Raw genomic sequence first — 24,753 nt, forward strand, 5'->3', positions numbered from 1 at the left:
GAGCTGTGCGAAGCTCGCCGCTGGCCCCATAGTCATCAACAAAGGCATTCAAATTCGTGGCCGCGTTGACCAGGTCGGCTGAAGCATCATTCAAAGCGAAAGCCTGGGCAGAATAGGCGAGGTCCCAGAGCCGGGTACTTGGAGAAGCCGCATCCCAGTCGATAAATACCCACCGATCACCAACGAGCAGATTCCACGGGGCCAGATCGTTATGGCAGATCAGTTCGGCACCCGGGGCTGCAATGGGTGGAGTCCAAGTAGATCCCGTTTCTGGCCGATACGCCTGACTTGCATCATGAATGGAGCGCACCAGGCGCCCCGCTCTTGATAGCTGCGAAGGAGTCAACGGCTCCGAATCCATGGCAAGGCGTCCTGGAACAAACTCGGTGATTTGCCGTCCCTGCGGGTCCTGGCCATACACCTTGGGAACATCGATGCCTGCGGCGCGCAGGGCCCGCATGTAATGGAGAACGCTGGGAGTGGACTCCGCCCACGGTTTGCGCACGGTAGAGCCAACTCGCACCACGCCATCGGATGCGTTGCCGCCAGCGAGCAGAATCTCCTCCATGGCAACAGCCTAGCCTTCCTCATCACCCATCACGCCGAATTTGAGGCTCGGCCTGGAACCGGCCTAAGTGCAGATGAGGCAAGGCGTCGTGGACTCGTGCTTGCGCCGCTACATTGCTGAACCGTCGAGCAGCGCCATGGCCCGATAGATGGTGTGGTGGATTGGCACTGCGACCGCATGCTGTTCAGCCATCCGGACTATTGTTCCGTTCTGCTCTTCTAGTTCTGAAGAACGTCCTGCAATGAGGTCGCGTTGCATGGATGCCGTGCTGTCCGGGGCGAATGCATCGACCTGGGCCATCATTTGATCGATATCTTGTTCGCCAAGTTTTGCGCCAACTTTCCCTGCCAGAAGGGCGACTTCGCGCATGGCATCTTCGACCAATGACCGCGTCAGCGGATTTGCGCGAGTGCGGCCAACTGGTTCCCTGCACAGTGCTCCCACCCCGCCATACGAGCTGATCAGCATGAACTTGCGCCACATGTCGGTGACGATATCGGATGACACGCTTGTGCTGACACCGGCAGCAGCCAACGCTTCCGACAATTGCGTGGCGCGCGGCGAGATGCTCCCGTCGATTTCACCGAGAATAATTGCTGGCTGTCCGCCCACATGGTGCACGGTACCGGGCTCCTGCAGGTAGGAGATGATCACGCATACCCCGCCCAAGGCGTGGCTTGATCCGACGGATTCAGCGATTCGACCAGAAGCAGTGACTCCATTTTGAAGCGGAAGAACTGCAGTTTCCGGGCCGATTAATGCATGCGCGGCATCCATCGCTTCGGTCACCTGTCCGGCTTTGCAGGTGAGGATCACGGCATCGCAGGCCCCGATTTCTTCAGCCTTCGTGCTGACACTGGCCACGCGGGCGGAGAATCCTGGCGTGCCATCACCCTTGGTGACAGTGATGCCATGTTCGGCAATCGGCGCGATGTGGCGCTCCGTGGCGAGCAGATGCACTTCGGCACCACTGCGGGCTAGGGCTGCTGCGAAATACGCGCCGACTCCGCCTGCGCCGATGACTCCAATTTTCATGCTCGTTTCCATGCTTTCTCGTAGTTGCGCATCTGGCAGCGATGCTCGGGCGCCTTGCGCGGGACCGGTCCAATGCTCGAACCTGAGAAGGCTGCGGCTTCCGGGCTTGTCGTCCGCTAGGCGACCCTCGCAAAACGCGGGCCGCTGTAGCCGTCGCGGTCAACGGCTTCTTCGAACATCGCCAGCGGTCGCGCCCAGAAGCTGTAGTCATCGTAGAGCTTGCGATAGAAGACCAGGGGTTCTTCGGTTTCGCTGTGCTTGCCCACGGCCAGCACTTCGTAGCGCTGCCCTTTGAAGTGTTCGTAGATTCCAGGTTCGACGCTCATCCTTCAGCCTTCCAGATCAAAGTACATGGTGTTTTTCAGCGTGGCCCGTGGCCGGTGCCGCCGCAACGTTGAGACAGTAGGTGCTCCAAGACTGGATCCAGCACCGCCAGCCCGTCTTTGACCCCGCCGGTAGAACCAGGCAAGGTGATCACGAAGCTGCTACCGGCGAACCCGGCCACCCCGCGAGTGATGATCGAGAGCGGCGTGTTCGGCTCGCCGCGGCGGCGAATGGCCTCGATGATCCCAGGCAACTGCACATCCAGCAGCGGAGCAACCATTTCGGGGGACTGGTCATCCGGGCTGACCCCGGTCCCGCCGGTCACGATGATCACCTGCGCGTCATCGGCCAGCAGGTCATCCACGGCGAAACGCACCGGCTGGCCATCGGCAACCACCACCGGGCCGGGGACCTCGAACCCGCGCTCGGCCAGCCACCGGGCGATCATCGGGCCGGTCTTGTCCTGGGCAGTTCCCGCCGCAGCGCTGGTCGAGGCGACCACGACTGCCGCATGGCGGCTAGTCTTCACGGGCCCAGTCGCCACTCTTGCCGCCGGACTTCGCCAAGACTTTAACGGAGCGAACCTCGGCGTGCTTGTCCACGGCCTTGACCATGTCATAGAGGGTCAGCGCGGCTACGCTTGCTGCGGTCAGCGCTTCCATCTCCACCCCGGTGACACCCTTGGTGGTCACCTGGGCGATCACGCGCACGGCGGAATCCTGCGCCTCGAAATCAATGGAGACCTTGGAGATCGGCAGCGGGTGGCACAGCGGAATCAGCTCCCAGGTGCGCTTGGCAGCCATGATGCCCGCGACTCGGGCGGTGCCCAATGCTTCGCCCTTGGGCAGGTTGCCGGTCATCAGCATCGGGACGACATCTTCGCGGGTGGCAAAGATGGCTTCCGCGGTAGCAACGCGCTTGGTGACAGCCTTATCGCTGACGTCGACCATGTGGGCGCTGCCATCTTCACGCAGGTGGGTAAGTTTTTCAGACATTCATGCTCCAAGTTTCAATTTGCTGCCCAGCTATCAGCTGGCTGATGCCTACAGGGATATGCACCAGCGCATCGGCGCGGGCCAGATCGTGGACCAGATGCGAACCCGGATCCAGGATTTCCACCAGGCCACCACGGATCACAGCCCGGCGTACCTGGTGCTTATGCCCGGGCGAGGTGGCATCGGAAGCCAGCGGGTAGTGCTGCGGCACCGGATCGGGCAAGGCGTTGAGCTTGCGCAGCAGCGGGGCCAAAAATAGTTCAGCCGATAGCAGCGCACTGACCGGGTTGCCGGGGAAGCACAGCACCGCTGCCTGGGGCAGCTGGGCGAAGCCTTGCGGACCACCAGGCTGGATCGCCACGTGGTGGAACGCACCGCCCAGCGGCGCAAGAGCCTGTCGGACCACTTCGTAAGCACCGGCACTGATTCCGCCTACGGTCAGAATCAGGTCAACCTGTTCCTGCAGCGCATCAATAGCCAGCGCGAAGCGCTTGGGATCATCAGGCAATTGCAGGGTGCGCACCTGCACCTGGTATTGGCGCAGCCAGGCGGTGAGCATGGGGGAGTTCGAATCCGGGATCTGGCCCTGGGAAGGCTGATCATCACTGAGCTCGTCACCGGTAGTGCACACGGCCACCTTCAATGCGCGGCGTACCGGTACTTCACGCAGTCCACTGGAAACCAGTGCAGCAATCATGGTCGGGGTCAGCCGGGTTCCGGCCCGGGCCACCAGGGCGCCGGCTTCAAGATCGACGCCGGCGGGGCGGATGAAACGGCCTGATTCGCTGGGAGCAGTGAACTCCGCGTTTCCGCTCGGAGTGCCGCGGCCTGCCCGAACCAAGTCCGGAAAAACCCCGGAGCTGCTTTCCTCGATGGGGATCACGGTATCGGCCCCCAGCGGGATCATGGCCCCGGTCATCACCGGGCTGGCAGTTCCTTCAGCCAAGGTGATTTGCCGGTCGCCGGCGGCCGCCGTGAAACCCAATGGCAAGGTGATGGGGGACTGCGGCGTTGCCGTGGCCAAGTCCGCGCTGCGTGCAGCGTAGCCGTCCATTTGCGAATTGGTGAATGCGGGGATGGGCAACAGGGCGTACAGATCCTCGCTGAGGATGCGGCCGTTTGCCTCGGGGCTATCAGCCAACAGCTTTTCGCTGTCCAGGGAAGCAAAGACCGGGGACAACAGCGCTTCAAGTTCTGCGCGATGATTCTCCAGGGTGCAGGTCATCGGCTATCCGCCAGCAAACGGTGGCAGCACGTCCACCGTGAGATCTTCGGCCGAGCCCAGTTCGCCGGCATCGCGGCGCACCACGCCGTTGATCAGGAAACTTCCGGCACGCAAAACCTGTGCCATTTCCGGCCCGTAGGAATCGATCAGTTCGCTACGCAGCCCGGCGAGCGTTTGCGGGCGTTCCCAGCTCTCCTGCTCGCAGCCCGCTGCTGCCGCCGCGGCAGCGAAGTAGCGTATCGTAATCTTCGACATGACTTCATGCTATCGCGCCAACGCGATAAGGAGCACGATGAAAAGTGAACGCGACTTTCCCGCGCTGGTGGCCCCCGGGCCGCCACTGAGCGAGGAACAGGCTGCTCGCGCCGCACGCCAACTGACCCTGCCCGGATTTGATGACACCGCGCAGCGCAGGCTGGCTGCCGCCCGGGTACTGGTGATCGGCGCCGGAGGGCTAGGCAGCGCCAGCGTTCCGTATCTTGTCGGAGCGGGGGTAGGCACCATCGGCATCGTTGATGATGACGTGGTGGAACTATCCAATTTGCACCGCCAGGTTACGCACACCACCGCAAATATCGGCCTGGCCAAGACCGCTTCCCTGTCCCAGGCTGCCAAGTCGCTGGACCCCAATGTGGAAATCATCGAGCATAATCTGCGCCTGGATTCTTCCAACGCACTGGAGATCTTTGCGAATTATGACTTGGTCATCGATGGCAGCGACAACTTCCCGACCCGCTACCTGTCCAATGACGCAGCGCAGCTTTCGGGCATTCCGCTGATCTGGGGATCCATTCTGCAGCACCACGGACAAGTCTCCGTGGCCTGGCATGAATATGGTCCGGGCTACCGCGACCTGTTCCCGGTTCCTCCTGCCCCGGGCACCGTCCCGGATTGCGCCGCTGGGGGAGTGCTGCCCGGATTGTGCGGCACTGTCGGTTCGCTGCTGGCCACCGAAGCGCTGAAGCTGATCGCCGGAATCGGCACCCCGCTGGTGGGCAAGGTGCTGATCTACGATGCGCTGGCAGCCAGCACGCGCACCCTCGAATTTTCCCGGGACCCCGAAGGTGCTGAAGTCACTGAGCTGATTGACTACGTGCTCTTCTGTTCCGGTTCTCTGCCAGAGGTCCAGGGCATTGATGCCAAGGCGCTCGCAGAAGAACTATCTGGCGATGAAGCGCCAGCCTTGTTGGATGTGCGCAATGATGACGAACGCGCACAACAGCACATCGCCGGTTCCTTGCATCTGCCGCTACCTCAACTGGAAGCAGCTATTGAATCCGGCGCAGAGCTGGAACAGATCCCGGCACAGGTAACGGTCTACTGCGCACGCGGTCCGCGCTCGCAACGCGCGGCCGCCTTGCTCGCTGGCCGGGGCATCAAAACGAACTACCTTGAAGGCGGGCTTCCCGCACTGGCTGAAGTGGCCCCGCAGCTGCTGGCCGAACACGCACATACCGAAGGAGCCCGCTCATGAGCTACGCGTTGATCACCGAAGAACCTATCGACGAGGCCGCAGTGCGCGATGCCGTGCAGTCAGATACTGCAGGCGCAGTGGTGCTCTTCCACGGAATCATCCGCAACCACGATGGGGGCCAGTCGGTGAACTCCCTGGACTACTCGCACCATCCGCAGGCGCAGGAATTCCTGGATAAAATCATTGCCGAGGAAGAAGAACGCACCGGGCTGAAGCTTTCCGCAGTGCACCGCGTGGGTCCGCTGAAGATCGGCGATGCCGCGCTGGTCGCTGCTTCGGCGGCGGCACACCGCAAGGAAGCATTCGATGCCATTGAGAACCTGGTGGAACGCATCAAGGCCGAGGTCCCGATCTGGAAGAAGCAGCATTTCACTTCCGGCAGCTCCGAATGGGTAGGGCTTTAGCAGTTCCCAGCCGGTATAAGCTCGAACACTTCCCTGTCCAGTTTCAGCTGGCAGTTCGCTTAAACGCGATGGCTGCCAGGGCTGCGGCCTGCTCTGCGAGCACTGAGTCGTCAAAAACCACCCGTGGCGAGTGGTTCCACTCGGTTTCTTCGGCAGGCAATTCGGGTGGAGACGTCAGTAGTCCAATAAAGGTGCCCGGAACCTCGTCGAGCACGAACGCGAAATCCTCGGAGCCCATCATCGGCGAAGGCATCAGTGCTACGCGCTGTTCACCGTAGATTTCGCGCATTGTTTCCAGCGCTGCCTCGGTCTCGGCGGCATCATTCACGGTCACCGGGTAGAGCGTTTCAAAACACACATCTGCGGTGAGCTCATGGGCTGCTGCCACGCCGTGGACGACTCGCGGCAGTCCTTCTTCAAGGACGGCCAGCGAGTCGTGGGACATGGTGCGGATGGTGGCAGCCAGCTCGACGCTTTCCGGGATGACGTTGATCGCTCCGTCTCCCGTGGACAGCCGCGTGATCGAGAGAACTACCGGGTCGAAGGCGTTGAACCGCCGAGTTACAAAACTCTGCAAGGCCAGGACGAGCTCCGCGGCTGCCGGTACCGGATCCAAGGTCTGGTGGGGTTGCGAGCCATGTCCGCCGCGTCCCTTCAGCTTCACGGTTAGCTGGTTTGACCCGGCGGCTACCGGGCCGCCCCGAGTTGCGAAGACTCCGCGCGGGCCGGGGCCTACATGGATCGCATAGGCGGCAACCGGAGGTTCTCCGGCTGCCGAAAGCAGCCCCTCTTCAAGCATGATCTTGGCGCCGCCGTGGCCTTCTTCGCCTGGCTGGAACATGAAGATGACCGAGCCATGAAGCTCTCTTTGCCGAGCCGAGAGCAACTTGGCTGCGCCGACAAGTCCTGCAGTATGCAGGTCGTGGCCGCAGGCGTGCATGTTGCCATTAACAGAGGCGAAGTCCAGATTGGTCTCTTCGAGAATCGGCAATGCGTCCATGTCGCCGCGAAGCAGGACCGTCGGTCCGGGCAGTTCGCCTCGAAGCACTGCGGTCACCGAGCTGGTGCGCGTGCCGGTAGTGATTTCCAAGGGCAGCCCTTGAAGTGCGTCAAGTACTTTTTGCTGGGTGCGGGGCAGATCCAGTCCGAGCTCCGGGTCCGCATGCAATGCGCGGCGCAGTTCAACCAGCTCGGGAAGTATCGTTTGTGCATCGGCGGTAAAGTCGGCAGTGGTCATGAATCAGCCTTTCTTAGGCGTAGTCGACGGGCGGGCAGAGCGCCTCAGGGTGCGTGGATCTGACTATGCCGAAGATTCAATCTTTAAGTATTCGCTAATCAAAGCGTTTACTCCGAACGATTTGAATGCAATGAGCACGCCAGCGACTATACGCCTCGCGGTTGTGGCACCGTCAAGCTGTCACGACGTTTTTTGTTGCATCTCACAACTTTCCTGGCTGGGACCGATATTCGAAATCCAGGAATCCAGAAGCGCGCGCAGTTCCGTTGGCTGCACCTCGCTGACCTTTGCCTCGCTCATGGCCAGACCGAATGAAATGCCTCAGACTAGTAGCGGTTACCAGCGCCGACAAGGAGTCCACTCATGAGCTTGACGTTGATCACTGATGAACCCATTGACGAGGCTGTCGTCAGCAATGCCGCGCAGTCCGACTCCGCCGGTTGCTGGTGACGGTCCATGGGAGCATTCGTAACCACGAAGGTGGTCAATCGGTGAACTACTTGGCTTACTCGCTTCATCCGCGGATGCAAGACTTCCTGAAGAAGATCATTTTTGTAGAAGAAGTTCGCACTAGGTCAAAGCTTTTCGCAGTGCACCGCGTGGGGCCGCTGCAGATTGGCAATGCCACTTTGGTGACTGCCTTGTCGGCAGCAGACCGCTAGGAAGTATTCAATTTCAATGAGTACCAGATGGAGCGCTTCAAGGTCGAGGTACCGATAACGTACAAGTGCCACTTCATATCGTGTACCTCTGAAGGAGTGGTGCCGTGACCGTCCGCATTCGAGTATAGCCGGATGGACTGTAATTGATTTTTTGGTGTATTAGAACAACTTGAGTTGTTACGAGTTTCATGCCGTTCCTATTTGGGAGACCGTAACACATGCCCAAGTAGTACGCCCCTGAAGCCAGTGGCAGTACCGTCACCTTCGTCCTATAAACGCCCTAGACCGACTCAAGCCCGTCTAGGGCGCCTGCCAACACCCGTTAAGTTGTTGACAACTCCTAAAAGAGGATCGTAGGGACTGATATCCGACAGTTCCTATCATCCTCTGATTGAAGAGCTGCCGAAAAGGTACAGGGCTGGTCCCCTCCGCGGCACCAACAGGGACACGACCGGCAACGCCAATGCTCTGACAGTAGCGGGGTTGTACGAGAACGAGGAAGTGGTCAGGGATTCCCCGTTCGCCACCGGCCCTTTGACTACGAAGGCCGACGTGATCGTAAAGCGGGCGCGCTGGTGCAACCATATCGGGATGCTTTCGATTTTAGTCCACCGGTATCCGGTGGATTTCGAGGAACTCTTCTATGTTGAAATCATCGGCGCGGTGCCTGGTGTTGCTGCTCGTGAATTAGTGACATGATTTCAAGGACGCTTCAAAAAGGTCGTTCCTATTGGGTTTAGAGGTTAAAGAGATTCCAATCCCATCGTCGTTCCAAACCTTCTACCCCGCCACGGTCAATATAGACATTCTGAATAGATGGGCCATCCCAACCAATCTCATTGAGCACCATTTCTTTGGTGAGTTCGTCTCCGAAGGTACTAACAAGGATCATGGGCTTACGCTTTCTATTGGCGAGTGCTATACGAAGTGCGCTATTCACGGATTCGTCACGGAAACTGTACCCAACGATCAGCCAATGATCGGAGGATTTCAGGCTTTCGGACATTGCTTGGTAAGCCAAGTTGAAGGGGTATTCCTTGACTCGCTTTTGCTTTTCACGAGAATTCGCCAACACTACCGCTGGCCTGATCTTCCCTTCTGACGCTCCAAGGCTAGAGAAAAGGTCATGAGATCTCAGTGCTTCAATAGGCACCTTGCCAATTACTCCTGTTTCGGTGTTCTTCCAATAGGTCAGTGAACCATGAGGGTGAACGAGCCGAAATTTGGCTTGTTCCGGGAAATCTAGAGAAGTGCGCAACGGCTTTCCACTATAATTAGTGAGAAGTTCGCCTCGGTCATTCATAATTGAGAGCTTCACATTCCCGTATCCCTTGCCCATATCGCACATTGTGAAACGAAGGCCCAATAGCGTCTTTAGGACAAGGATGTCGTAGTTCAAATTTGCGAAAGTAACTGTACCTGCGAAACAATTGTCAATTTCCCTGAAGAGTTTGTTTATATTTTCGGCCGATTCCGAATAACTATCCGAGGCTTCAAGGATAGTTTTCAGCACTATTCCGGTCCCGCGACTTAGAACTTTGCTTGTGAAATTACGGACCTCTTCGATAGCCGCAGGAAGAGCCGTTCCCCCTTCTGGGAGAAGGGCAGCTAATTCAGCCAAGTCGCTTAGGAGAGCGGCCTGACTTTCGAATGATCCCACCAATTGCTCGAAATCATTTTCGTCAATCGTGCCGTTATCTTCAATCCGGTCGGCCAAGTTTCGCAAAGTCCCTAGAACACCAGTCTCATCTCCCGACAATGCATCGAACTCCGCTACAAGACGCTCAGTGATCTTGTTGAGGAGTAGTTCCTTTGAGAAGGCGATACTCAAACCATTTCCTGCAATGACCGCGAGATTTCTAGGCTGATCCAATTCCCGGACTCCTTTCGGTTGCCTATTCAAAGTTTATTGCTTGTAGTTGCAACTGTTAGAGAGTTGACCATTATGCATACGGAACGGGACTCATGAGACTTCGTCACGCTGACAGCCTGAGCGGATCGGCCCTGACTAGACGATTATCGGAATTTTTAGGGCTTTTACCGGACTTAAAGTCACGTTATCAACACCCTTGCACACAACTACGGAGACTTGGCATGGAGGGCTATCAAACAAATGAAATGTCGGTATTGTTGGGGCATGCTCCTTCATCGCCCCTTTTGACCCAATTTTTCATTCGTTGCGTGCCTCCGGTAAGTTGATGAGCTTTCAACCTGTCTTATTGTTTAGTTTCATTTTTCTAGCAGGAAGAACGTTCATTTCATGACTTGGGTGAGTTGCTGATCGTTTTATGTATTGGGTTTTTCAGTCTGACGAACCGAAAGGTTAGGTCCGTTGGTTTGGATGGGCTCGCCAGGCTGAAGGAGGGCGATATAGGAAATGTCGGAAAATGCCATTTTGTAATCATCGCTGTCGTCGATTGGCATGGCATGTCTTTCGCCAAGGGTTCCGATGACTAGATCCGCGTTCAATTCTGCGAGCCGGCGGTTTAGCCAATCAGCGTCGACCAATACGACATCTTGGCCATTCTCTTCGTCGTCGAGTTTCAGAGCTCGGCAAACCACAGAATTGTTAAAGGACCATTCGGCACGGTGCCCAATCCAACGAGCGTTACCCAACAGCTCGGCAGTCGGCATGTAGAAGTCTACGTTTTCATCCAGGGAGCAGTCCAGGGTGTTTCCTTCCCAGAGGTATTGCTCCACGGCGGGCCAAGCCTCAATGCCCGCATCACGAAGCTTCTCGGGGATATCACGATCATGATTTCGGGCTGTTTCAACGGGCGCCCACCCCAGTTCTCCGAGATACTGCGTGTGTGTTCGGGAGGTATCGGGCATCCAACGGCCACCTAGACCTTGAGCGATGAGAAGATCTTGTAGAGACTGCCCCTGCCCTTTGGGTGTGAGCCAGGCAAACTGCAAGAAGAAGACGTCACGTACGCGTTTCGAGATGCCTGTTCGTCGGTCATTTTTCCGGTTCCACGTGCAATATCTCTGCAGCGCGATCCACCTTTTCCCTTCAATATCCTGCGATTCAAACATTGCAGAGGCGCTAGGAAGGTCAGTGGTATTGGCAACCCATTCGTCGGGCGAGATGGAAGTATCAAGGTCGGGTGAAGCAATGCTTGCCCACGACTCCGCGTTCGCTTCTTGAGCGATGTCACAGAATCTGGAGTTGTCTTGACGTGTCACGCTCGGTGGGAGGCTCGGATCAATGTCCCTGCCGTACCAGATCCAAGGGCCCTGGTAAATATCACGCTCTTGGTCCCACGGCTGAAGCGTCAGGTGATAGTTGTCGGCAAGTCGGCCCAGCAGTTCGTGAAGAGCCATCCACTGGTACTTCTTGCCAAATCGTTCCGCCTTATGTGAGTCCCTACCTCTTCCGTGCCAATGCTCTCGTTCAAAATCACCGAATCTTTCTTCAGTCCAACCCATTTCGAGAGCCCGGTGGGCAATCCACCGGCCTGCCCAGTCGCCCTCGACTTCTCCGAGCGGGTCGATCCGCTTGCCCTCTGAACAAGGCACAGGCAACAGCAACGGGTGCTTGCTGAATTTACCCACATGGCTCTTGACCACGTACTTGTTGAAGTCACCCATCCAATCGAGGCATGAGTCAAGAATCGAGAAAGCGCGCCAGCGGGTGATATCGCCTTCTTTATCTTCCTCATGTCCGTGCCACACTCGAAGTTCGTCGGCAGTGGGGGGCTCTGTGGGGGCAGCTGATCCATACGGGGGTAGAAACGCATTTTGAAGCTCGTCCGTAGCAATTCCACGATAGCGTGCCCATGCGATAGTTCCCCGGGCTGAGTCCCGTGCAAGGACATTGACGGGTAGACCCGCGTTTGCCCAGTCGGATAGCTCCTCACAGATCAGTTCAACCGCATCGTATTGGGTTTCTCCTCCGACCATAACGGCACCGTAGATGCTGGTGAACACACGTTCTTGAACGTATGGGTCGTCCACTTCCCGTGCCGCGCGGAGGAGGGAGGCACTGACCAAGAGGCGTGAGCTTAGAAGGTGCGCAAGGGTCTTGGTCACGCTGTCACGCAGGAAGCGGTTTGGTGATGATAGAAGCCACATGAGGGAAAGCGACGCAAGTCGTATCTCTTCATCACTCGTAGTCGTCGTTACACGGCGTGCCCATTCTGTGAGCCTTCTGAACGCCGGGGACTCAGATCCTGCGTCGTAAGAAGCGATCGACCAGGACGCGTCCCGTGTTGGCATGTCCATACGAATGAGTCGCTGGTGTAGCCAGTCGCCGTTTGCCGGATGAGATTCTCGTGGGGCCAGCGACAATACGGTGTCGACGGCCTCGGTCATGTTTTCACATACCAGCATGCCCTCTAGCAACTCGTGGGCTCGCATTCCGAATGCATCATGCGACCTCTCGACTAAGCTCTGCCTCAGCGCTTCACGAAGCCGGTGTTCTTTGGTTTTATCAGGAAGGAGCTCGGAAAGTTCTACTCCCAGTCTTTCTGGTAACAACACCGCCATGGCTCGCCACAACCACGGTTCGTTCCGCAACCGTATAGCGATCTGGGTCTGTGGCTGGTTGCGGCCGGGTAGAAAACTACGCCACCAGGAGCGCTTTTGAGCTGGAGCCAGTACTTCGATAAGTCGAGCTCCCAGAAGGTGTTCGGAGTAGGCCTGAAAGGGGAAACTCACAGATTCCTCGCCGTCGTATGTTGGCCGAAGTTCGAGTAGCCCCTCGCTACCCAGCTGTTGGAATAGAGTTTTTGGCCATTGCCGTATTGGCAATAGGGCGTCAATCTTCTGTTCTGCGATGGCACGTGGAACGGGTTGCCCGCGATGATTTAGAAGTAGATCGGCGACGATTTCGATGGCCTTAGATACGACCTCAGACGAAGGGGAAAGCTCCAGGCGTGCCAGAACTTCTCGGGAACGTGCCTTTGCAAATCGCTCGAATAGGTTAGACCGGGTTATGGGGTCCGTATGTCGGCTCTTTTCGCTCGCTAATACTTCACAATACATGCGGAGAAAGAGAGGGTTGCTGAAGGATGGATCGAAGAGAGAACGACCTGGCAGTGGGATACTGAAGAGGGCGCAGTATTTCTCCATAGCGTCTGTCTCTCGGCCGGCTAGTCCTGGGTGGCGCACGATCGGGAGTTTTCTCGATGGATGCACAACATTTTGGTAGTCATTCCGGTAGGAAACGATGAGCGAGATGTGAGCGAATTCGCGGACACGCGAATGTAGCGCGACCAGTTCAGTCTCCCAACGTCGGGGAGATTCTGATTCGTTGAGGGCGTCCACGATGATCACGGCGCGACAATTCTTGGCTTCTGCAAGTGAATCGAGCGCCTGCAAGAACTCCTCGCTAGTCGTCGGCACCCCTCCCAGAACATCCGACAAGGCCCTCCACCAAGTCGCATCTTTCATCCGTTGCCCGAGCAAAGCGATGGTGGGGACTCCTTGTTCATGGAGTCGTTGCGCAGCAGCCATGAGGGAATGGGTTTTCCCTTGACCAGCTGGACCTTCGATGGCCAGTGCGCGACCGGTGCAGAGCGCAGCTAACTTTCCAATGGCAAAGTCCTCTAGATGCTCTATCAAGGGCAGCAAACGTTCAATTTTTATCCGTTGGAAAGAATCTAGATCCGCAAGACTTATGCTCGCTGCTTCTCTTAGATTAGAAGCGATTTCCGCCAAGGTCCTAAAATCTGGTTCACGAACCAGAACTTCTTGTACCTGGGAATCCTCCCCAGACAGTGATAGAAGAGCCCACGATTCGAGCTTTTCCAACATTTCCTCAACTTGTTCCGTATTGGGACCCCACACCCCGATGTCTTGCCTGCACGCCCGAAGCGTGCGGTCAATCATTTTCCTGAGACCGGTCAGGAATCGCTGACTCTTCGCGGCTGCGTCGATGAAGTCGTTGATCGCGGAGTAGGTGTCGGCCTCCGGCGTGTACCGTTCTCCGGCGGTTGCGAGCGATTCCCGAAGGCGGCTTGATAGCCATGCATCAGTGAGTTCGAGATGTCCAAACCAGTATGCACGGCGGCCTGCGTGCTCGGCGAGCATTAGCTTTTCAGTGATATCACCAGCCCGAAGGACACGAAAATCCAACCTGGTGGCACCTACTACGTCCTTCTTCCAACGCGTAACAGCATCATTCCATCGATCCTGGTCAGACTTGGTTGCTGACTCACCGCTGTCCGTGAAGTCGTAAGGCACAATGAAAGTCAGGCGAGTCATGCGAGGACGCTTGCCTGCTACAGCCCTGACAGATTCGAGCATGCCACCGAGTGCATCAGCCAAGTTGTTATGAAATTTTGCCTGAAAGCCTTCCTCGTGGCCGTCCGCATAGATTTCGTACCATTCGACACCAGCATCAGGAGCTTTCGTTTTTCGAGTTTCGACATGTCCTGTGCCGGGTAGCGGTCTGACCTGGTAGACGAGTTCTTCCCATGCTCGCGCTTGGCTTCCTTCATGCGCACGAATGTCGTGTAGACGTATCTTGGAGGTTGGTGACATGAATCTAATATTATGGGAGCTTCAAGGGCGATGATATTTGATTCAAAAATTATCTGCTTGGTAATTCGGAATTGTCTGCCTTGCGGCAGGTCAGGTGGGAAAATATCATTTTGCACTAAATTAAGTAAATGCTGCATTGCATCGAGCAAAGTACATTATCGGGAATTCGATAGAGGAATTATGCTGACGCCAATTTTTCGGTTTTAGGTAAAGGCAAGAAAGACTCAGGAAAGTTCTTGTGTCAGCGTAGATAAGTCCCTCCCAATCCTGATTTTTCACAATGCAGCCGAATTGCTGGACAACGGATTATCAAACCGCTAGCCGAGAGATGTCTTTTGTTTAGAAATACAGTTCGCGTGGTCCTCACTCCCGTGGCGTGGAACCGATATTCGAAATCCAGGAATCCAGAAGCGCTCGCAGTTCCGTTGGCTGCACCTCGCTGACTTTTGCCTCGCTCATGGCCAGTCCGAACGCGGCCCAGCGAAGATCCATATTTTCGGTGCGCACCAGGCAACTGTCCCCATCGATCTGCTGGATCTCGAACCAGCGGCCAATGAGCGGCTCCAGCTTTTCTGCATTGGCGTAAACTCGCGCGCTCACTCCTGGCTGCCCGCTGCCACGCAATCCTGCGCGGACAAACCCCGCCGCATCGCCACCAGGCACCGGCCGGGGGATGAAGCGCAACGCCCTGGGCGAGGCGTTCTGCGCGCGGTCCACGCGGAAGCTGCGCCAATCATCGCGGTCCAGATCGAAAGCCACCAGGTAATAGCGGTTGCCCACATTCACCAGCTGGACCGGCTCTACGCGGCGCGAGCTCTTGGTTCCCTTGGCATCCTTGTAGTCGAAGGCGATTCGCTCGTGGTCGCGGCAGGCCTGGGCAAAAGCCACCAGTACTGCAGGGTCCACGGGATCCGGTGCCGAGGACCGGGAATTGAGCGGGACGGTGCTCGCGGTCAGCGCTTGCGCCCGCTTCCTTAACCTGGCTGGAAGCACGGGCAGAACCTTCCCCATCGCCCGCAGTGCCGCCTCGGCCAGCGCCGAGGATCCGCCGTGCACCGTGGACTGCAATGCGGCCACCAGTGCCACGGCTTCCTCATCGTCGAGCACCAAGGGAGGCAGCGCGGTGCCGGAGGCCAGCTGATAGCCTCCGCCTACGCCGCGATCAGCCTGCACCGGATAACCGAGATCGCGCAGCCGCTCGATGTCCCGGCGAACGGTGCGCAAGCTGACGTCCAGGCGGTCGGCGAGTTCGTCCCCGGACCAATACCGATGGGTCTGCAAGAGCGAGAGCAGGCGCAAGAATCTGGTGCTGGTACTCATGCAACAAGTCTGCCTTGATTTAGGACAGAAACTGGCACTTTTCACTTCTACTCTGGTTATTGCCAGCTGGAAATACCGGCTGCAGCTTATGCCAGGAGGCAATCATGAGCACCATGGCCATCACCAACACCACGCTGAGCGGCGAACGTGCCGACCTGTTCCAAGCGCTGGCCAACGCGCGGCATTTCCTGCGTTTCACCGTCCAGGGCCTGAACGACGAGCAGGCCGCGCAGCGCACCACGGTGAGCGAATTGACCCTCGGCGGGTTGATCAAGCATGTGTGCGCCGTGGAAAAGCAGTGGCAGGAATTCATGGTCAAGGGCCGGGCCGCCATGGCCTGGGACGGAGCGGATTTCAGCCAGATGCCACCCGAGGCGATCGAGGCCTTCCTCAACGAATTCCGCATGCAGGACGGGGACAGCCTGGAAGCGCTGCTGGAAAACTATGCGCTGATTGCCGAGAGCACCGACGCGCTGCTGGCCGAAGTGGATCTGGATGCCGTGCACGAATTGCCCTCGGCTCCATGGTTTGTCGACACCCACTGGTCGGTGCGCCGCACCTTGATGCATATCATCGCCGAGACCACCCAGCATTCGGGGCATGCGGACATCATCCGCGAATCCTTGGATGGGCAAAAATCCATGGGATAGGAATCCAATTCGGTTCACAATTTCCGCTTCATTTTGTCGCCGTACGGTGTCATAATGCGAGCATGGAAACGATAGATTCCGCTCAAACGCTGGGCCAAGCCATTCGCGGGACTCGCATTGAGCGAGGGCTTAGCCAGCAAGCGCTGGCCGAGCTGAGCGGACTATCCCGCAAATACATTGGCGACCTGGAAATGGGCAAAGAATCAGTCGAGCTGGGAGCCGCGCTTAAAGTCGCCGCCGCCATGGATATCGTATGGAATGCGCCGGCTCCCACGCCGCAGACGATCTTGGACCAGGCAGCGCGGGCCATTGCCCTGGAAGTCGCCAACGGGGATTCGCAGTTCGCTCTGCAACTGGCGATGGATTGCTTCTTGCAACTGAAGTCAATGAATCCGTCGCGGTTAAAAAAGCCTCCGGCCACTGGGTCGCTGCGCTTTGATGCTCTGCTCGCAGCCGGGGCAAGAGCGGTGCTTGATCAGCACCCTTCTACGCCACCGCGCTGGGGTTCGAAGCTTTCCGAACCATGGTTCCCAGCGGATGACGTGATGGAGCTGACCGATGAGTTTCGGGCGCTGACCATCCGGCGCACTCCACGGCGCTTCGCAGAATTCAACATCTTCCTCAAAGACAATTCCTTGGAGCGGCTATGCATATAGAACTGACTCGGGATGATATCCGAGAGCTTCTGAGTGAGATATGCGCACGACTGGAGAATGCCGGGATTCAGGCGACTGTGCGACTAGTTGGAGGTGCTGCCATGGCGCTTTCTGGCAGAGACCGAAGGGTCACGGTTGATATTGACGCGTCCTATGCGCCAGTACTTGCCGTCGACAAGATCGTGCGGGACATCGCGCAAGAGCGCGGACTGCCGCGGAACTGGATGAACTCGTCCGCCGCAGCATTCATCCCCTCAGGCGCCAGATGGCAGCCAATTGCGCTGGGCGGTGGCTATCGTATTGATCTGGCAACACCACGAACGCTGCTGGCCATGAAACTCAGTTCGGCTAGGCAACGCGATATGGAAGATCTCGGCTACCTCGTTACACAGCTGGAAATCACGGATCCCCATGAAGCCGTGGAAATCGCCGAGGAACTTTACGGTGATGATGATGTCGCCTATCCGCCTATAGCCCGTCAGGACGCGGAAATCGTGGCCGCCCAGGCTATCAAATTGGCACGCTACAAAAACTCCTAGCCCCCGATGTAGGACATCTCGATGCGCTTGCGGTTTCCCGGGGTCAGCGCGGCGCGCAGCTCGGAATAATTGTCATCGCGCTTGCGCCAGTGGCCGGCCAGCGCCTTGGCCAGATCCTCGTCGCTGATCCCATCGCGCATCAGCTTGCGCAGGTCATAGCCGGAGCCGGCGAACAGGCAGGTGTAGAGCTGCCCCTCCGCCGAAACCCGCGAGCGCGAGCAATTGCCGCAGAAGGCATTGGTGACGCTGGAGATCACGCCGATTTCCCCGGCCCCATCGGTGTAGCGCCAGCGGTTGGCGGTTTCGCCCGGCTCGGTTTTGGCCGCCGGCTCAAGGGCCCAGCGCTCGTTGATCATCGAGACCACCTCGGCCGAGGGCAAGACCTCGTCCAGCTTCCAGCCGTTGGTGGTGCCCACGTCCATGTACTCGATGAAGCGCAGGATCGCCCCGGTGCCGCGGAAATGCTCGGCCAGTTTCAGGATTTCATCGTCGTTGACCCCGCGCTTGAGAACAGTATTGATTTTCACCGGACCCAGGCCGACCTCGCGGGCCACCTCGATGGCCTCCAGCACGCGGGCGACCGGGAAGTTCACGTCGTTGATAGCCTTGAACTTGGCGTCGTCGAGCGAATCCAGCGAGATGGTCACGCGGTTCAGCCCGGCGTCCTTCAGCGACTGCGCCATCTTGGGCAGAGCCGAGCCATTGGTGGTCATCGCCAGATCCACCGGCGCGCCCTGGGGGGTGCGCAACTGTGCGAGCATCGAGACCAGTTCGGTAATGCCCCGGCGCAGCAGGGGCTCGCCACCGGTCAGCCGCAGCTTGGTCACGCCGAGCGTGACGCTGATGCGGGCGAGCCGTTCGATCTCCTCGAAACTCAGCAGCTCCGAACGCTCGCGAAAGGCGAAGTCGCGGCCGAAAATCTCCTTGGGCATGCAGTAGACGCAGCGGAAATTGCAGCGGTCGGTCACCGAGATCCGCAAATCATGCAAGGGCCGTCCGCGGGCGTCGGCGATATCCCCGGCCGGTAGAACTGTCATAGCTACCAGCGTAGCTGGCGCAGGCAAGAGGCGGAAGATGGGCGGGTAAAACAGCAAATCAGCACGTAAAATACCGTGCTTGCCCGGCGCCCGGTTGTAGCATGGGCACAAACCCCAAGTACTGGAGAACTCATGCGCGTAACCTGGCCGCTGGCTGCCCGAATCCTGCTGGCAGGCACCGCTGCCACCCTTGCGCTGGCTTCGTGCAGCAGCGACAAGCCCGCTGACCAGCAGGTCATTACGGTTTCCGCCGCGGCTTCGCTGCATGAGGCGTTCGACCAGATCGCCAAGGAATTCCAGGCCGAGCACCCCGAGGTTCAGATCGCCGGCATCAACTATGACGGCTCCTCCACCTTGGCCACCCAGATTGTGGAAGGCGCCGACGTGGACGTTTTTGCCTCCGCCGATGAACGCACCATGGCCGAGGTGACCGAGGCCGGGTTCGGCCACGAACCGGTGATCTTTGCCAGCAATACCCTGGTGATCGCGGTGCCCAAGGACAACCCTGCCAACATCGGCTCGCTATCGGACCTGGCCGGGGCCAGCACGGTGCTGTGCGCAGCGCAGGTTCCCTGCGGCAATGCCTCGCGGCAGCTGCTGGAGAATGCCGGCGTAGAGCTCAAGCCGGTGAGCGAAGAGCAGAATGTCACCGCGGTGGTGCAGAAGGTGGCCGCCGGGGAAGCCGACGCCGGGCTGGTCTACGCCAGCGACGTGCAGGACGAACCGGATCTTGCCGCCATCGTGCCCGAGGGAGCCGACGAGGTGGTCAACAGCTACCCGATCGCCACCCTGGACGAGAACCCGGCCGCCCAGGAATTCCTGGACTTCGTGATTAGCGAGCGCGGCCAGGAGATCCTGGCCGAGTACGGTTTTGGCAGCGGGGCTGCGCAGGGCAATGGCTAGCGATACCGGGCTGCGCGTCCCGGCCTTCACCTTCGCCCCGGCGGTGCTGGGCCTGGCCCTGCTGGTCTTGCCGCTGCTGGCGTTGCTGGGCCGCGCCAGCTGGTCCACCCTGCTGGCCGATGCCACCAGCGAACAGGCCGTGGCGGCCCTGTGGCTTTCGGTGCGCACCGGGGTGGCGGCCACCGCGCTCTGCGTGCTGCTCGGGGTGCCGCTGGCCCTGGTGATCGCCCGCAGCGGCCCGAGGATCGCGCAATTGCTGCGCGCGCTGATTGCCGTGCCGCTGGTGCTGCCGCCGATGGTCGGTGGGGTGGCGCTGCTCTTCCTCTTCGGGCGCACCAGCCCGATCGGCCAGCTGATCGATTCGCTGTGGGGGTTCACCCTGCCCTTTTCCACCGCCGCCGTGGTGATCGCGCAAGGCTTCGTGGCCCTGCCCTTCCTGGTGCTCTCGGTGGAGGGCTCGCTGCGCGCGGCCGGCACCGGCTACGAGCAGGCCGCCGCGACCCTTGGCGCCGGGCGATGGATGGTGCTCACCCGCATCACCCTGCCGCTGGCCGCGCCGGGGCTGGTGGCCGGGGTGATCCTGTGCTTCGCCCGGGCGATCGGCGAATTCGGGGCCACCGCGCTCTTTGCCGGCAACGCGCCGGGGGTCACCCAGACCATGCCGCTGGCGATCTACACCGCGTTCAATGGCGCCGGCGCGGGCCGGGATACCGCCGTGGCGCTGTCCTTGCTGCTGCTGGCCACCGCGGTGCTGGTGCTGTTGTGCGTGCGCGCCTGGCGCCCGGGAGCCATCAAATGAGGCTGCTCGCCGAGCTGCGGGTTGAGCGCACCGGCTTCGAGGTCAACGTGGAATTCGAGGTGCGCTCCGGCAGCACGCTGGCGATCATGGGGCCCAGCGGCGCCGGCAAGTCCACCATCGTCAACGCCATTGCCGGAACCCAGAAAATCGCTGGCGGGCGGATCGAACTCGATGGCGCGATCCTGGCCGATGGACGCCGGCATCTGGCCCCGCACCTGCGCGGGGTGGGGCTGCTGGGGCAGGAATCGCACCTTTTCCCGCATCTGGACGCGGCCAAGAACATAGCCTTCGGGGCGCACGCCTCGGGGGCGGGCAAAGCCGCGGCGCTGGCCACCGCCCGCGAATGGCTCGCGCGGCTGGGGCTGGAGGAGCTGGCGAGCCAGCGCCCGGCGGCGCTGTCCGGCGGGCAGCGCCAGCGCATCGCCCTGGCCCGTGCCCTGGCTGCCCGGCCCAGGCTGCTGCTGATCGACGAGCCCTTCGCCTCACTGGATGTCGAAGCGGCCATGGACATGCGCGCGCTGGTGCGCGAGGAGCTGGAGCGCACCGCGACCAGCGCCATCGTCATCTCGCATTCGGCCACCGACGCCCTGGCCCTCGCAGATGACCTGCTGGTGCTGGAGCGCGGACAGGTGATCCAGCGGGGCACCGTCGAGCAGGTCTTCGCCGCCCCGGCCAACCGCTTTGTGCGCGCAGTGGTGGCTACGCTGCCCGCCCGGCATCCGCGAAGCATCCAGGAGGGACAACCATGAGCACCGGCAATGAACCCGTAGACCTCGAAACCCATCGCGCGCGGTTGCTTGCGCAGATTGCGCCGCTGGCCCCGCAAAGCATCGAGGTCTCTGGCGGCTTTGCCGCCCTGCACGGCGCGGTGCTGGCTGAAGATGTCGCCTCCGCGCACCCGCTGCCGCTGTGGGACAACTCGGCCATGGACGGCTATGCGGTGCGCTCGGTCGATACCGCGGCAGCGCCGGTTGCCTTGGAGGTGATCGGCGAAGTTCCGGCCGGCAGCGGCTGGGACCCGAAGCTCGAACCGGGCCAGTGCGTGAAGATCATGACTGGTGCCCCGATTCCGACGGATGCCGATGCGGTGGCGCGCATCGAGGATACCTCGGCGGCCATTGGCGGCTGGGATGTGGACACCGTGCAGGTCAACGTGCAGGTGCCGCCGGGCAAGGATATCCGGCGAAGCGGCGAGGACAAGGCCGCAGGGGACCTGATGGCCTACGCCGGCGAGACGCTGAGCGCAGCCAGGCTTTCGGCCCTGGCCGCCGCCGGTGCCAGCACGCTGGTGGTGCGCACCGCGCCCAGGGTGGCCGTGCTGGTCACTGGGGCGGAATTGCGTGCCTCTGGCGAAGATCTTTCGCGCGGGCAGATCCCGGAAACCAATTCGCTGCTCATGGCCGGCCTGCTGGCCGAATCCGGCATCCAGGCAGCCACGGTGGTGCACTGCGTGGATGACATCTGCGCGGTCCGCGAACAGCTCGATATCCTCGGCGCCACCCATGATGCCGTGCTGAGCACCGGAGGCGTTGGCCCCGGCGCCTATGACGTGATGCGCCAGGTTCTGGAGGCCGAACCGGGGGTCCAGGCGGCCCGGGTGAAGATCCGACCGGGGCAGCCGCAATGCGCCGGTCGATTGGAATCCGGCGCGATGGTCTTCGCGCTGCCCGGCAACCCGGTCAGCGCAGCGGTCAGCTTCGAACTGTTCGTGCGCCCCTGCCTGCGCGCCATGCAGGGCCACCGCGAAGTGCTGCGCCCCACCCTGCGGGCGGTGGCCGCCGTGGGGTGGAAAGCCGCGGCCGGGCGCATGCAGGTCATTCCCGTGGTTTTCCAGCACGGGCCGACGCTGCGTTGCGCCCCGGCGGTCCAGGCCAGCAGCATTTCCCACTCGGTCGGCGGCTTTGGAGCGGCCCAGGGGTACGCGCTGGTTCCGGCCGGAGCCACGCAGATCAACCCCGGCGATGAAGTCGAGGTTCTGAGGATGATTCCATGAGCCCCGATTTCGACGCGCTCGTCCTCGCCGGCGGCCGCGGCACCCGGCTGGGCGGGGTGAACAAGCCGGAACTGCTGCTGCACGGGCAGCGACTGGTCGACCGCGTCATCCATGCCGCCCGCCACGCAGGTGCTGTCCGCGTGGTCGTGGCCGGCGAAAGGGCCAGCGGAGCCCTGGCTGATGCGGTATTGCGCGAGGATCCGCCCTTTGCCGGTCCGCTGGCTGGCATCGCCGCTGGGATCGGGGCAGTGCAAAACCCCTGGTGCCTGATCTTGGCCTGCGACCTGGAGCATCCCGAGGCGGTCGTCCAAGTCCTGCTCGATAACCTCGATCACCGGGCCTCCGACGGATTGGTGTTGCGCGATGCCCACGGCTATGCGCAATGGCTCGCCGGCTTCTACCGCACGGCCGCCGTTGCCCAAGCCTGCGCCGAACTTGGCGATCGGCTGGTCAATGCCCCGGTGCGCGCGGCGCTGGGCCAACTGGATTTAGCCGACCTGCCGGTGGATGATGAGACCACCAACGACATCGATACCAAGCAGGCGCTAGAACGCGCCCGCCGCGACGAAAGGAACTGACATGGCTGTGCATTTGCCTCCCGAAGCACTGAACGAATGGCTCGAAGCCGCGACCCGGGAGCTGGGCCTGGACGCGACCGAGATCGACATCGCCACGGTCTTGGACGTCGCCAAGCACGTGGCCCACGAAGTCGCCCGCCCGGCGGCACCCTTGAGCACGTTCCTGCTCGGCGTCGCTTTGGGCAGTGCAAAGGGCGATCTGCCCGGCCTCGCTCAACAGCTGGTCACTCGTGCCCACTCGTGGTCCGACGATCACCCGGAAAACGACGCCTAATGCGGACAGGTTTTCGAATTACCCACGTCCGCTGTTGAATTAGTTGTTGTGGATAATCCCTGTTGTTCCGGGGTTATCCGGCGTATACTGGATATATGTTCGAAGACAATGGAGTGTTCGGTAGTAATTTCGAAGACGCGATTCCAGTGGGAACCGGCTTCGCTAATGCTCCTTGCCTTTCTGAAAGCGATCTGTCATTTATCAACGTGGCACTCACTGAGGATGATCCGACCCTGAGCGTCATAGCACTTCAGAAAATCGAGTCCCAGGCTGCCTTCCTCGCTTCAGTTCAAGCCCGCCTTGCAGCTCATTTGGATATTACTCAGGGCGGGACTGTTGACGGTCCGGTGACTGCCAAGCAGCGGGGGATGGCCCACCAGGTGGCAATGGCCCGTCGTCGCTCACAAAATGCCTCTGTCGCCTATGTGCGTCGCATGCATTTCTTGATAGCTGACTTGCCGTATCTTTTTTCGCGCTATCAGCATGGCGACTTCAGCGAAAAGTTGGTTATGGCCATCCTGGCCCCGCTGGAAGAGATGAGCAGGTCGGAACGCCGGGAGTTTGATAGCTTTTTTGCCAGTGCTCCCGCCATGTTTGACACGGCATCCGTCAACGAAGCCCGCGACCTTGCACAAAAAGCTGTTGACGAAGTGCGTGGTGAAAATCGCGATGAAGATATTGACCGCAAGGCAGAACATCGTGGAGTGTCCTTCTTCAAGGGAAAAGACTGCGTCAGGCTGAGCGCCGGACTTCCCATTGAAGTGGGAATTGCCGTAGAAGCATCGCTTGAGCATGAAGCTCAGCAGTTGAAGAATGCTGGCGACGAACGCTCCATCGCCCAGCTCAAAGCAGATCTTTTAGTTTCCAGGCTGACGGGGCATCCGGCGGATAAGCCATTGCCAATTAAACTTCACGTAAATCTCGTGATGACGGATATGGCTCTGTTGATGGACGGAAAAGAGCCGGCTTCAATGCCCGGCTATGGCACCGTTCCAGCACAGTATGCACGGCGCCTGATTGAAAATTATGGCGAGATCGATGATTGCGCACCGATTTCAGAACTTGCTGCATTGCGTCGCAGAATCAGGGCCTACCCGATGATCCGGCGGCTCTATACGTTGCCTGGTGCGCAGGATTTGGTCGCCATGGATTCCAAAGAGCGGCTCTTCAAGGGGTCGCTGCGCAAACTTTTGCAATTACGGGACCCGTACTGTCGCACACCATATTGCAACAACAAGCCCCGCCACGCAGACCACGTTCATCAGCACAGCAAGGGCGGAAAGACCTGTTGCGTCAACGGATGCATGAAATGCGCTTTCTGTAATTTGGCCAAAGAGGCCCCGGGCTGGACCGAAGAAGTTGTTCAGGAGAATCCGCACAAGATCAGAATTCATCCTCCAGGGAGCGTCACCTACGAATCTTCGCCTCCGCCAATAACTGGTCTAGCAAGAATGGACGAGTCGCTGACCAGACGGATCAATAAGCGGACGAAGATCCCGGAAACCCCTCGGAACGTCCGCATCATTCGAATCTTCCCTGAAGCATCCTGATTCCGTAAAGCGGAGGATGTCACTTCGCGGTGCCGCACGCGCTG

The 24,753-nt window shown here is 59.6% G+C and carries 25 protein-coding genes and 1 pseudogene; 14 read left to right on the forward strand and 12 right to left on the reverse strand.

Annotated features, from left to right (window positions below):
* Positions 1 to 154: 154 nt before the first annotated feature.
* The 7 genes and pseudogenes from AOZ07_RS19195 to AOZ07_RS02390 form a co-directional block, all read right to left on the reverse strand.
* Positions 155 to 568, reverse strand: a pseudogene (locus tag AOZ07_RS19195) (phosphotransferase); the annotation flags it as partial.
* A 108-nt stretch (positions 569 to 676) separates the two neighbouring features.
* The gene (locus AOZ07_RS02365; protein WP_060700541.1) at positions 677 to 1,603 is read right to left on the reverse strand and encodes a ketopantoate reductase family protein; all 927 of its coding nucleotides are present in this window, start codon (positions 1,601 to 1,603) and stop codon (positions 677 to 679) included.
* Between the two features lie 116 nt (positions 1,604 to 1,719).
* Positions 1,720 to 1,929, reverse strand: coding sequence for a DUF1653 domain-containing protein (locus AOZ07_RS02370; protein WP_060700542.1), 210 nt, complete (start codon positions 1,927 to 1,929; stop codon positions 1,720 to 1,722).
* A gap of 35 nt (positions 1,930 to 1,964) precedes the next feature.
* A complete protein-coding gene (locus AOZ07_RS02375; RefSeq protein WP_060700543.1) occupies positions 1,965 to 2,456 on the reverse strand; it encodes a MogA/MoaB family molybdenum cofactor biosynthesis protein in 492 nt (163 codons plus the stop codon).
* Complete coding sequence (gene moaC / locus AOZ07_RS02380; RefSeq protein WP_060700544.1) at positions 2,446 to 2,922, reverse strand: cyclic pyranopterin monophosphate synthase MoaC; 477 nt, start codon at positions 2,920 to 2,922, stop codon at positions 2,446 to 2,448. The genes AOZ07_RS02375 and moaC overlap by 11 nt, the downstream gene beginning before the upstream one ends.
* A complete protein-coding gene (locus AOZ07_RS02385) occupies positions 2,915 to 4,147 on the reverse strand; it encodes a molybdopterin molybdotransferase MoeA (protein ID WP_060700545.1) in 1,233 nt (410 codons plus the stop codon). Before AOZ07_RS02385 ends, moaC begins: the two co-directional genes overlap by 8 nt.
* A 3-nt stretch (positions 4,148 to 4,150) precedes the next feature.
* The gene (locus tag AOZ07_RS02390; protein WP_060700546.1) at positions 4,151 to 4,402 is read right to left on the reverse strand and encodes a MoaD/ThiS family protein; all 252 of its coding nucleotides are present in this window, start codon (positions 4,400 to 4,402) and stop codon (positions 4,151 to 4,153) included.
* A gap of 37 nt (positions 4,403 to 4,439) precedes the next feature.
* Between AOZ07_RS02390 and AOZ07_RS02395 the strand changes: the two genes are divergently transcribed.
* Positions 4,440 to 5,621 carry a ThiF family adenylyltransferase gene (locus AOZ07_RS02395; RefSeq protein ID WP_060700547.1) on the forward strand — a complete coding sequence of 394 codons (1,182 nt, stop codon included), beginning with the start codon at positions 4,440 to 4,442 and terminating at the stop codon, positions 5,619 to 5,621.
* A complete protein-coding gene (locus AOZ07_RS02400; RefSeq protein ID WP_060700548.1) occupies positions 5,618 to 6,025 on the forward strand; it encodes a molybdenum cofactor biosynthesis protein MoaE in 408 nt (135 codons plus the stop codon). The genes AOZ07_RS02395 and AOZ07_RS02400 overlap by 4 nt, the downstream gene beginning before the upstream one ends.
* A 43-nt stretch (positions 6,026 to 6,068) precedes the next feature.
* On the opposite strand, the gene AOZ07_RS02405 is transcribed toward AOZ07_RS02400, so the two are convergent.
* Positions 6,069 to 7,262 carry a M20 metallopeptidase family protein gene (locus AOZ07_RS02405; protein WP_060700549.1) on the reverse strand — a complete coding sequence of 398 codons (1,194 nt, stop codon included), beginning with the start codon at positions 7,260 to 7,262 and terminating at the stop codon, positions 6,069 to 6,071.
* A 491-nt stretch (positions 7,263 to 7,753) separates the two neighbouring features.
* Here AOZ07_RS02405 and AOZ07_RS18400 point away from each other — a divergent pair, with 491 nt between their 5' ends.
* Positions 7,754 to 7,924, forward strand: a complete 171-nt coding sequence (locus AOZ07_RS18400) for a molybdenum cofactor biosynthesis protein MoaE (protein ID WP_236995246.1) — start codon at positions 7,754 to 7,756, stop codon at positions 7,922 to 7,924.
* A gap of 483 nt (positions 7,925 to 8,407) precedes the next feature.
* On the forward strand, positions 8,408 to 8,623 hold the full coding sequence (locus AOZ07_RS02410; protein WP_060700550.1) for a hypothetical protein: 216 nt from the start codon (positions 8,408 to 8,410) through the stop codon (positions 8,621 to 8,623).
* A gap of 37 nt (positions 8,624 to 8,660) precedes the next feature.
* Here AOZ07_RS02410 and AOZ07_RS02415 read toward each other — a convergent pair whose 3' ends face one another.
* The 3 genes from AOZ07_RS02415 to AOZ07_RS02425 all read right to left on the reverse strand — a co-directional run bounded on the left by AOZ07_RS02415 (position 8,661) and on the right by AOZ07_RS02425 (position 15,730).
* Positions 8,661 to 9,797 (reverse strand): SIR2 family protein, encoded by a 1,137-nt coding sequence (locus tag AOZ07_RS02415; RefSeq protein ID WP_194943759.1) that lies wholly within the window; start codon positions 9,795 to 9,797, stop codon positions 8,661 to 8,663.
* A gap of 413 nt (positions 9,798 to 10,210) precedes the next feature.
* Positions 10,211 to 14,410, reverse strand: coding sequence for an NACHT domain-containing protein (locus AOZ07_RS02420; protein WP_060700552.1), 4,200 nt, complete (start codon positions 14,408 to 14,410; stop codon positions 10,211 to 10,213).
* A gap of 363 nt (positions 14,411 to 14,773) precedes the next feature.
* The gene (locus AOZ07_RS02425) at positions 14,774 to 15,730 is read right to left on the reverse strand and encodes a helix-turn-helix transcriptional regulator (protein ID WP_060700553.1); all 957 of its coding nucleotides are present in this window, start codon (positions 15,728 to 15,730) and stop codon (positions 14,774 to 14,776) included.
* A gap of 104 nt (positions 15,731 to 15,834) precedes the next feature.
* Between AOZ07_RS02425 and AOZ07_RS02430 the strand changes: the two genes are divergently transcribed.
* From AOZ07_RS02430 to AOZ07_RS02440, 3 genes are all read left to right on the forward strand, one after another.
* A complete protein-coding gene (locus AOZ07_RS02430) occupies positions 15,835 to 16,380 on the forward strand; it encodes a DinB family protein (RefSeq protein ID WP_060700554.1) in 546 nt (181 codons plus the stop codon).
* A 62-nt stretch (positions 16,381 to 16,442) separates the two neighbouring features.
* Positions 16,443 to 17,036 (forward strand): helix-turn-helix domain-containing protein, encoded by a 594-nt coding sequence (locus AOZ07_RS02435; protein WP_060700555.1) that lies wholly within the window; start codon positions 16,443 to 16,445, stop codon positions 17,034 to 17,036.
* Positions 17,027 to 17,575: a DUF6036 family nucleotidyltransferase gene (locus tag AOZ07_RS02440; protein ID WP_075972399.1), complete on the forward strand. Its 549-nt coding sequence runs from the start codon at positions 17,027 to 17,029 to the stop codon at positions 17,573 to 17,575. The genes AOZ07_RS02435 and AOZ07_RS02440 overlap by 10 nt, the downstream gene beginning before the upstream one ends.
* Here AOZ07_RS02440 and moaA read toward each other — a convergent pair.
* Positions 17,572 to 18,612, reverse strand: a complete 1,041-nt coding sequence (gene moaA / locus AOZ07_RS02445; protein WP_084793352.1) for a GTP 3',8-cyclase MoaA — start codon at positions 18,610 to 18,612, stop codon at positions 17,572 to 17,574. The two genes, AOZ07_RS02440 and moaA, sit on opposite strands and share 4 nt — an antisense overlap.
* Before the next feature lie 132 nt (positions 18,613 to 18,744).
* On the opposite strand from moaA, the gene modA reads away from it, so the two are divergent.
* The 7 genes from modA to AOZ07_RS02480 all read left to right on the forward strand — a co-directional run bounded on the left by modA (position 18,745) and on the right by AOZ07_RS02480 (position 24,709).
* A complete protein-coding gene (gene modA / locus AOZ07_RS02450; RefSeq protein WP_060700558.1) occupies positions 18,745 to 19,515 on the forward strand; it encodes a molybdate ABC transporter substrate-binding protein in 771 nt (256 codons plus the stop codon).
* Complete coding sequence (locus tag AOZ07_RS02455; protein WP_060700559.1) at positions 19,508 to 20,314, forward strand: ABC transporter permease; 807 nt, start codon at positions 19,508 to 19,510, stop codon at positions 20,312 to 20,314. Before modA ends, AOZ07_RS02455 begins: the two co-directional genes overlap by 8 nt.
* Positions 20,311 to 21,063, forward strand: coding sequence for an ATP-binding cassette domain-containing protein (locus AOZ07_RS02460; protein WP_060700560.1), 753 nt, complete (start codon positions 20,311 to 20,313; stop codon positions 21,061 to 21,063). The genes AOZ07_RS02455 and AOZ07_RS02460 overlap by 4 nt, the downstream gene beginning before the upstream one ends.
* Positions 21,060 to 22,307, forward strand: a complete 1,248-nt coding sequence (locus AOZ07_RS02465; protein ID WP_060700561.1) for a molybdopterin molybdotransferase MoeA — start codon at positions 21,060 to 21,062, stop codon at positions 22,305 to 22,307. The genes AOZ07_RS02460 and AOZ07_RS02465 overlap by 4 nt, the downstream gene beginning before the upstream one ends.
* Positions 22,304 to 22,885, forward strand: coding sequence for a molybdenum cofactor guanylyltransferase (gene mobA, locus AOZ07_RS02470; protein WP_060700562.1), 582 nt, complete (start codon positions 22,304 to 22,306; stop codon positions 22,883 to 22,885). The genes AOZ07_RS02465 and mobA overlap by 4 nt, the downstream gene beginning before the upstream one ends.
* Position 22,886: 1 nt before the next feature.
* Positions 22,887 to 23,159, forward strand: a complete 273-nt coding sequence (locus AOZ07_RS02475; RefSeq protein WP_060700563.1) for a DUF6457 domain-containing protein — start codon at positions 22,887 to 22,889, stop codon at positions 23,157 to 23,159.
* A 95-nt stretch (positions 23,160 to 23,254) separates the two neighbouring features.
* Positions 23,255 to 24,709: an HNH endonuclease gene (locus tag AOZ07_RS02480; protein ID WP_060700564.1), complete on the forward strand. Its 1,455-nt coding sequence runs from the start codon at positions 23,255 to 23,257 to the stop codon at positions 24,707 to 24,709.
* Positions 24,710 to 24,753 lie beyond the last annotated feature (44 nt).

The sequence above is a fragment of the Glutamicibacter halophytocola genome (assembly GCF_001302565.1).
GTDB lineage: Bacteria > Actinomycetota > Actinomycetes > Actinomycetales > Micrococcaceae > Glutamicibacter > Glutamicibacter halophytocola.

What these genes read in the sequence shown, in the direction of transcription:
- AOZ07_RS02395 (WP_060700547.1), top strand. Translation starts at nt 4,440, where the DNA reads ATGAAAAGTGAACGCGACTTTCCCGCGCTGGTGGCCCCCGGGCCGCCA.
- AOZ07_RS02425 (WP_060700553.1), bottom strand. Translation starts at nt 15,730, where the DNA reads ATGAGTACCAGCACCAGATTCTTGCGCCTGCTCTCGCTCTTGCAGACC.
- AOZ07_RS02435 (WP_060700555.1), top strand. Translation starts at nt 16,443, where the DNA reads ATGGAAACGATAGATTCCGCTCAAACGCTGGGCCAAGCCATTCGCGGG.
- AOZ07_RS02465 (WP_060700561.1), top strand. Translation starts at nt 21,060, where the DNA reads ATGAGCACCGGCAATGAACCCGTAGACCTCGAAACCCATCGCGCGCGG.
- AOZ07_RS02440 (WP_075972399.1), top strand. Translation starts at nt 17,027, where the DNA reads ATGCATATAGAACTGACTCGGGATGATATCCGAGAGCTTCTGAGTGAG.
- AOZ07_RS02460 (WP_060700560.1), top strand. Translation starts at nt 20,311, where the DNA reads ATGAGGCTGCTCGCCGAGCTGCGGGTTGAGCGCACCGGCTTCGAGGTC.
- AOZ07_RS02370 (WP_060700542.1), bottom strand. Translation starts at nt 1,929, where the DNA reads ATGAGCGTCGAACCTGGAATCTACGAACACTTCAAAGGGCAGCGCTAC.
- AOZ07_RS02480 (WP_060700564.1), top strand. Translation starts at nt 23,255, where the DNA reads ATGTTCGAAGACAATGGAGTGTTCGGTAGTAATTTCGAAGACGCGATT.
- AOZ07_RS02385 (WP_060700545.1), bottom strand. Translation starts at nt 4,147, where the DNA reads ATGACCTGCACCCTGGAGAATCATCGCGCAGAACTTGAAGCGCTGTTG.
- AOZ07_RS02475 (WP_060700563.1), top strand. Translation starts at nt 22,887, where the DNA reads ATGGCTGTGCATTTGCCTCCCGAAGCACTGAACGAATGGCTCGAAGCC.
- AOZ07_RS02405 (WP_060700549.1), bottom strand. Translation starts at nt 7,262, where the DNA reads ATGACCACTGCCGACTTTACCGCCGATGCACAAACGATACTTCCCGAG.
- mobA (WP_060700562.1), top strand. Translation starts at nt 22,304, where the DNA reads ATGAGCCCCGATTTCGACGCGCTCGTCCTCGCCGGCGGCCGCGGCACC.
- AOZ07_RS02400 (WP_060700548.1), top strand. Translation starts at nt 5,618, where the DNA reads ATGAGCTACGCGTTGATCACCGAAGAACCTATCGACGAGGCCGCAGTG.
- modA (WP_060700558.1), top strand. Translation starts at nt 18,745, where the DNA reads ATGCGCGTAACCTGGCCGCTGGCTGCCCGAATCCTGCTGGCAGGCACC.
- AOZ07_RS02390 (WP_060700546.1), bottom strand. Translation starts at nt 4,402, where the DNA reads ATGTCGAAGATTACGATACGCTACTTCGCTGCCGCGGCGGCAGCAGCG.
- AOZ07_RS02365 (WP_060700541.1), bottom strand. Translation starts at nt 1,603, where the DNA reads ATGAAAATTGGAGTCATCGGCGCAGGCGGAGTCGGCGCGTATTTCGCA.
- moaC (WP_060700544.1), bottom strand. Translation starts at nt 2,922, where the DNA reads ATGTCTGAAAAACTTACCCACCTGCGTGAAGATGGCAGCGCCCACATG.
- AOZ07_RS02455 (WP_060700559.1), top strand. Translation starts at nt 19,508, where the DNA reads ATGGCTAGCGATACCGGGCTGCGCGTCCCGGCCTTCACCTTCGCCCCG.
- AOZ07_RS02420 (WP_060700552.1), bottom strand. Translation starts at nt 14,410, where the DNA reads ATGTCACCAACCTCCAAGATACGTCTACACGACATTCGTGCGCATGAA.
- AOZ07_RS02430 (WP_060700554.1), top strand. Translation starts at nt 15,835, where the DNA reads ATGAGCACCATGGCCATCACCAACACCACGCTGAGCGGCGAACGTGCC.
- moaA (WP_084793352.1), bottom strand. Translation starts at nt 18,612, where the DNA reads ATGACAGTTCTACCGGCCGGGGATATCGCCGACGCCCGCGGACGGCCC.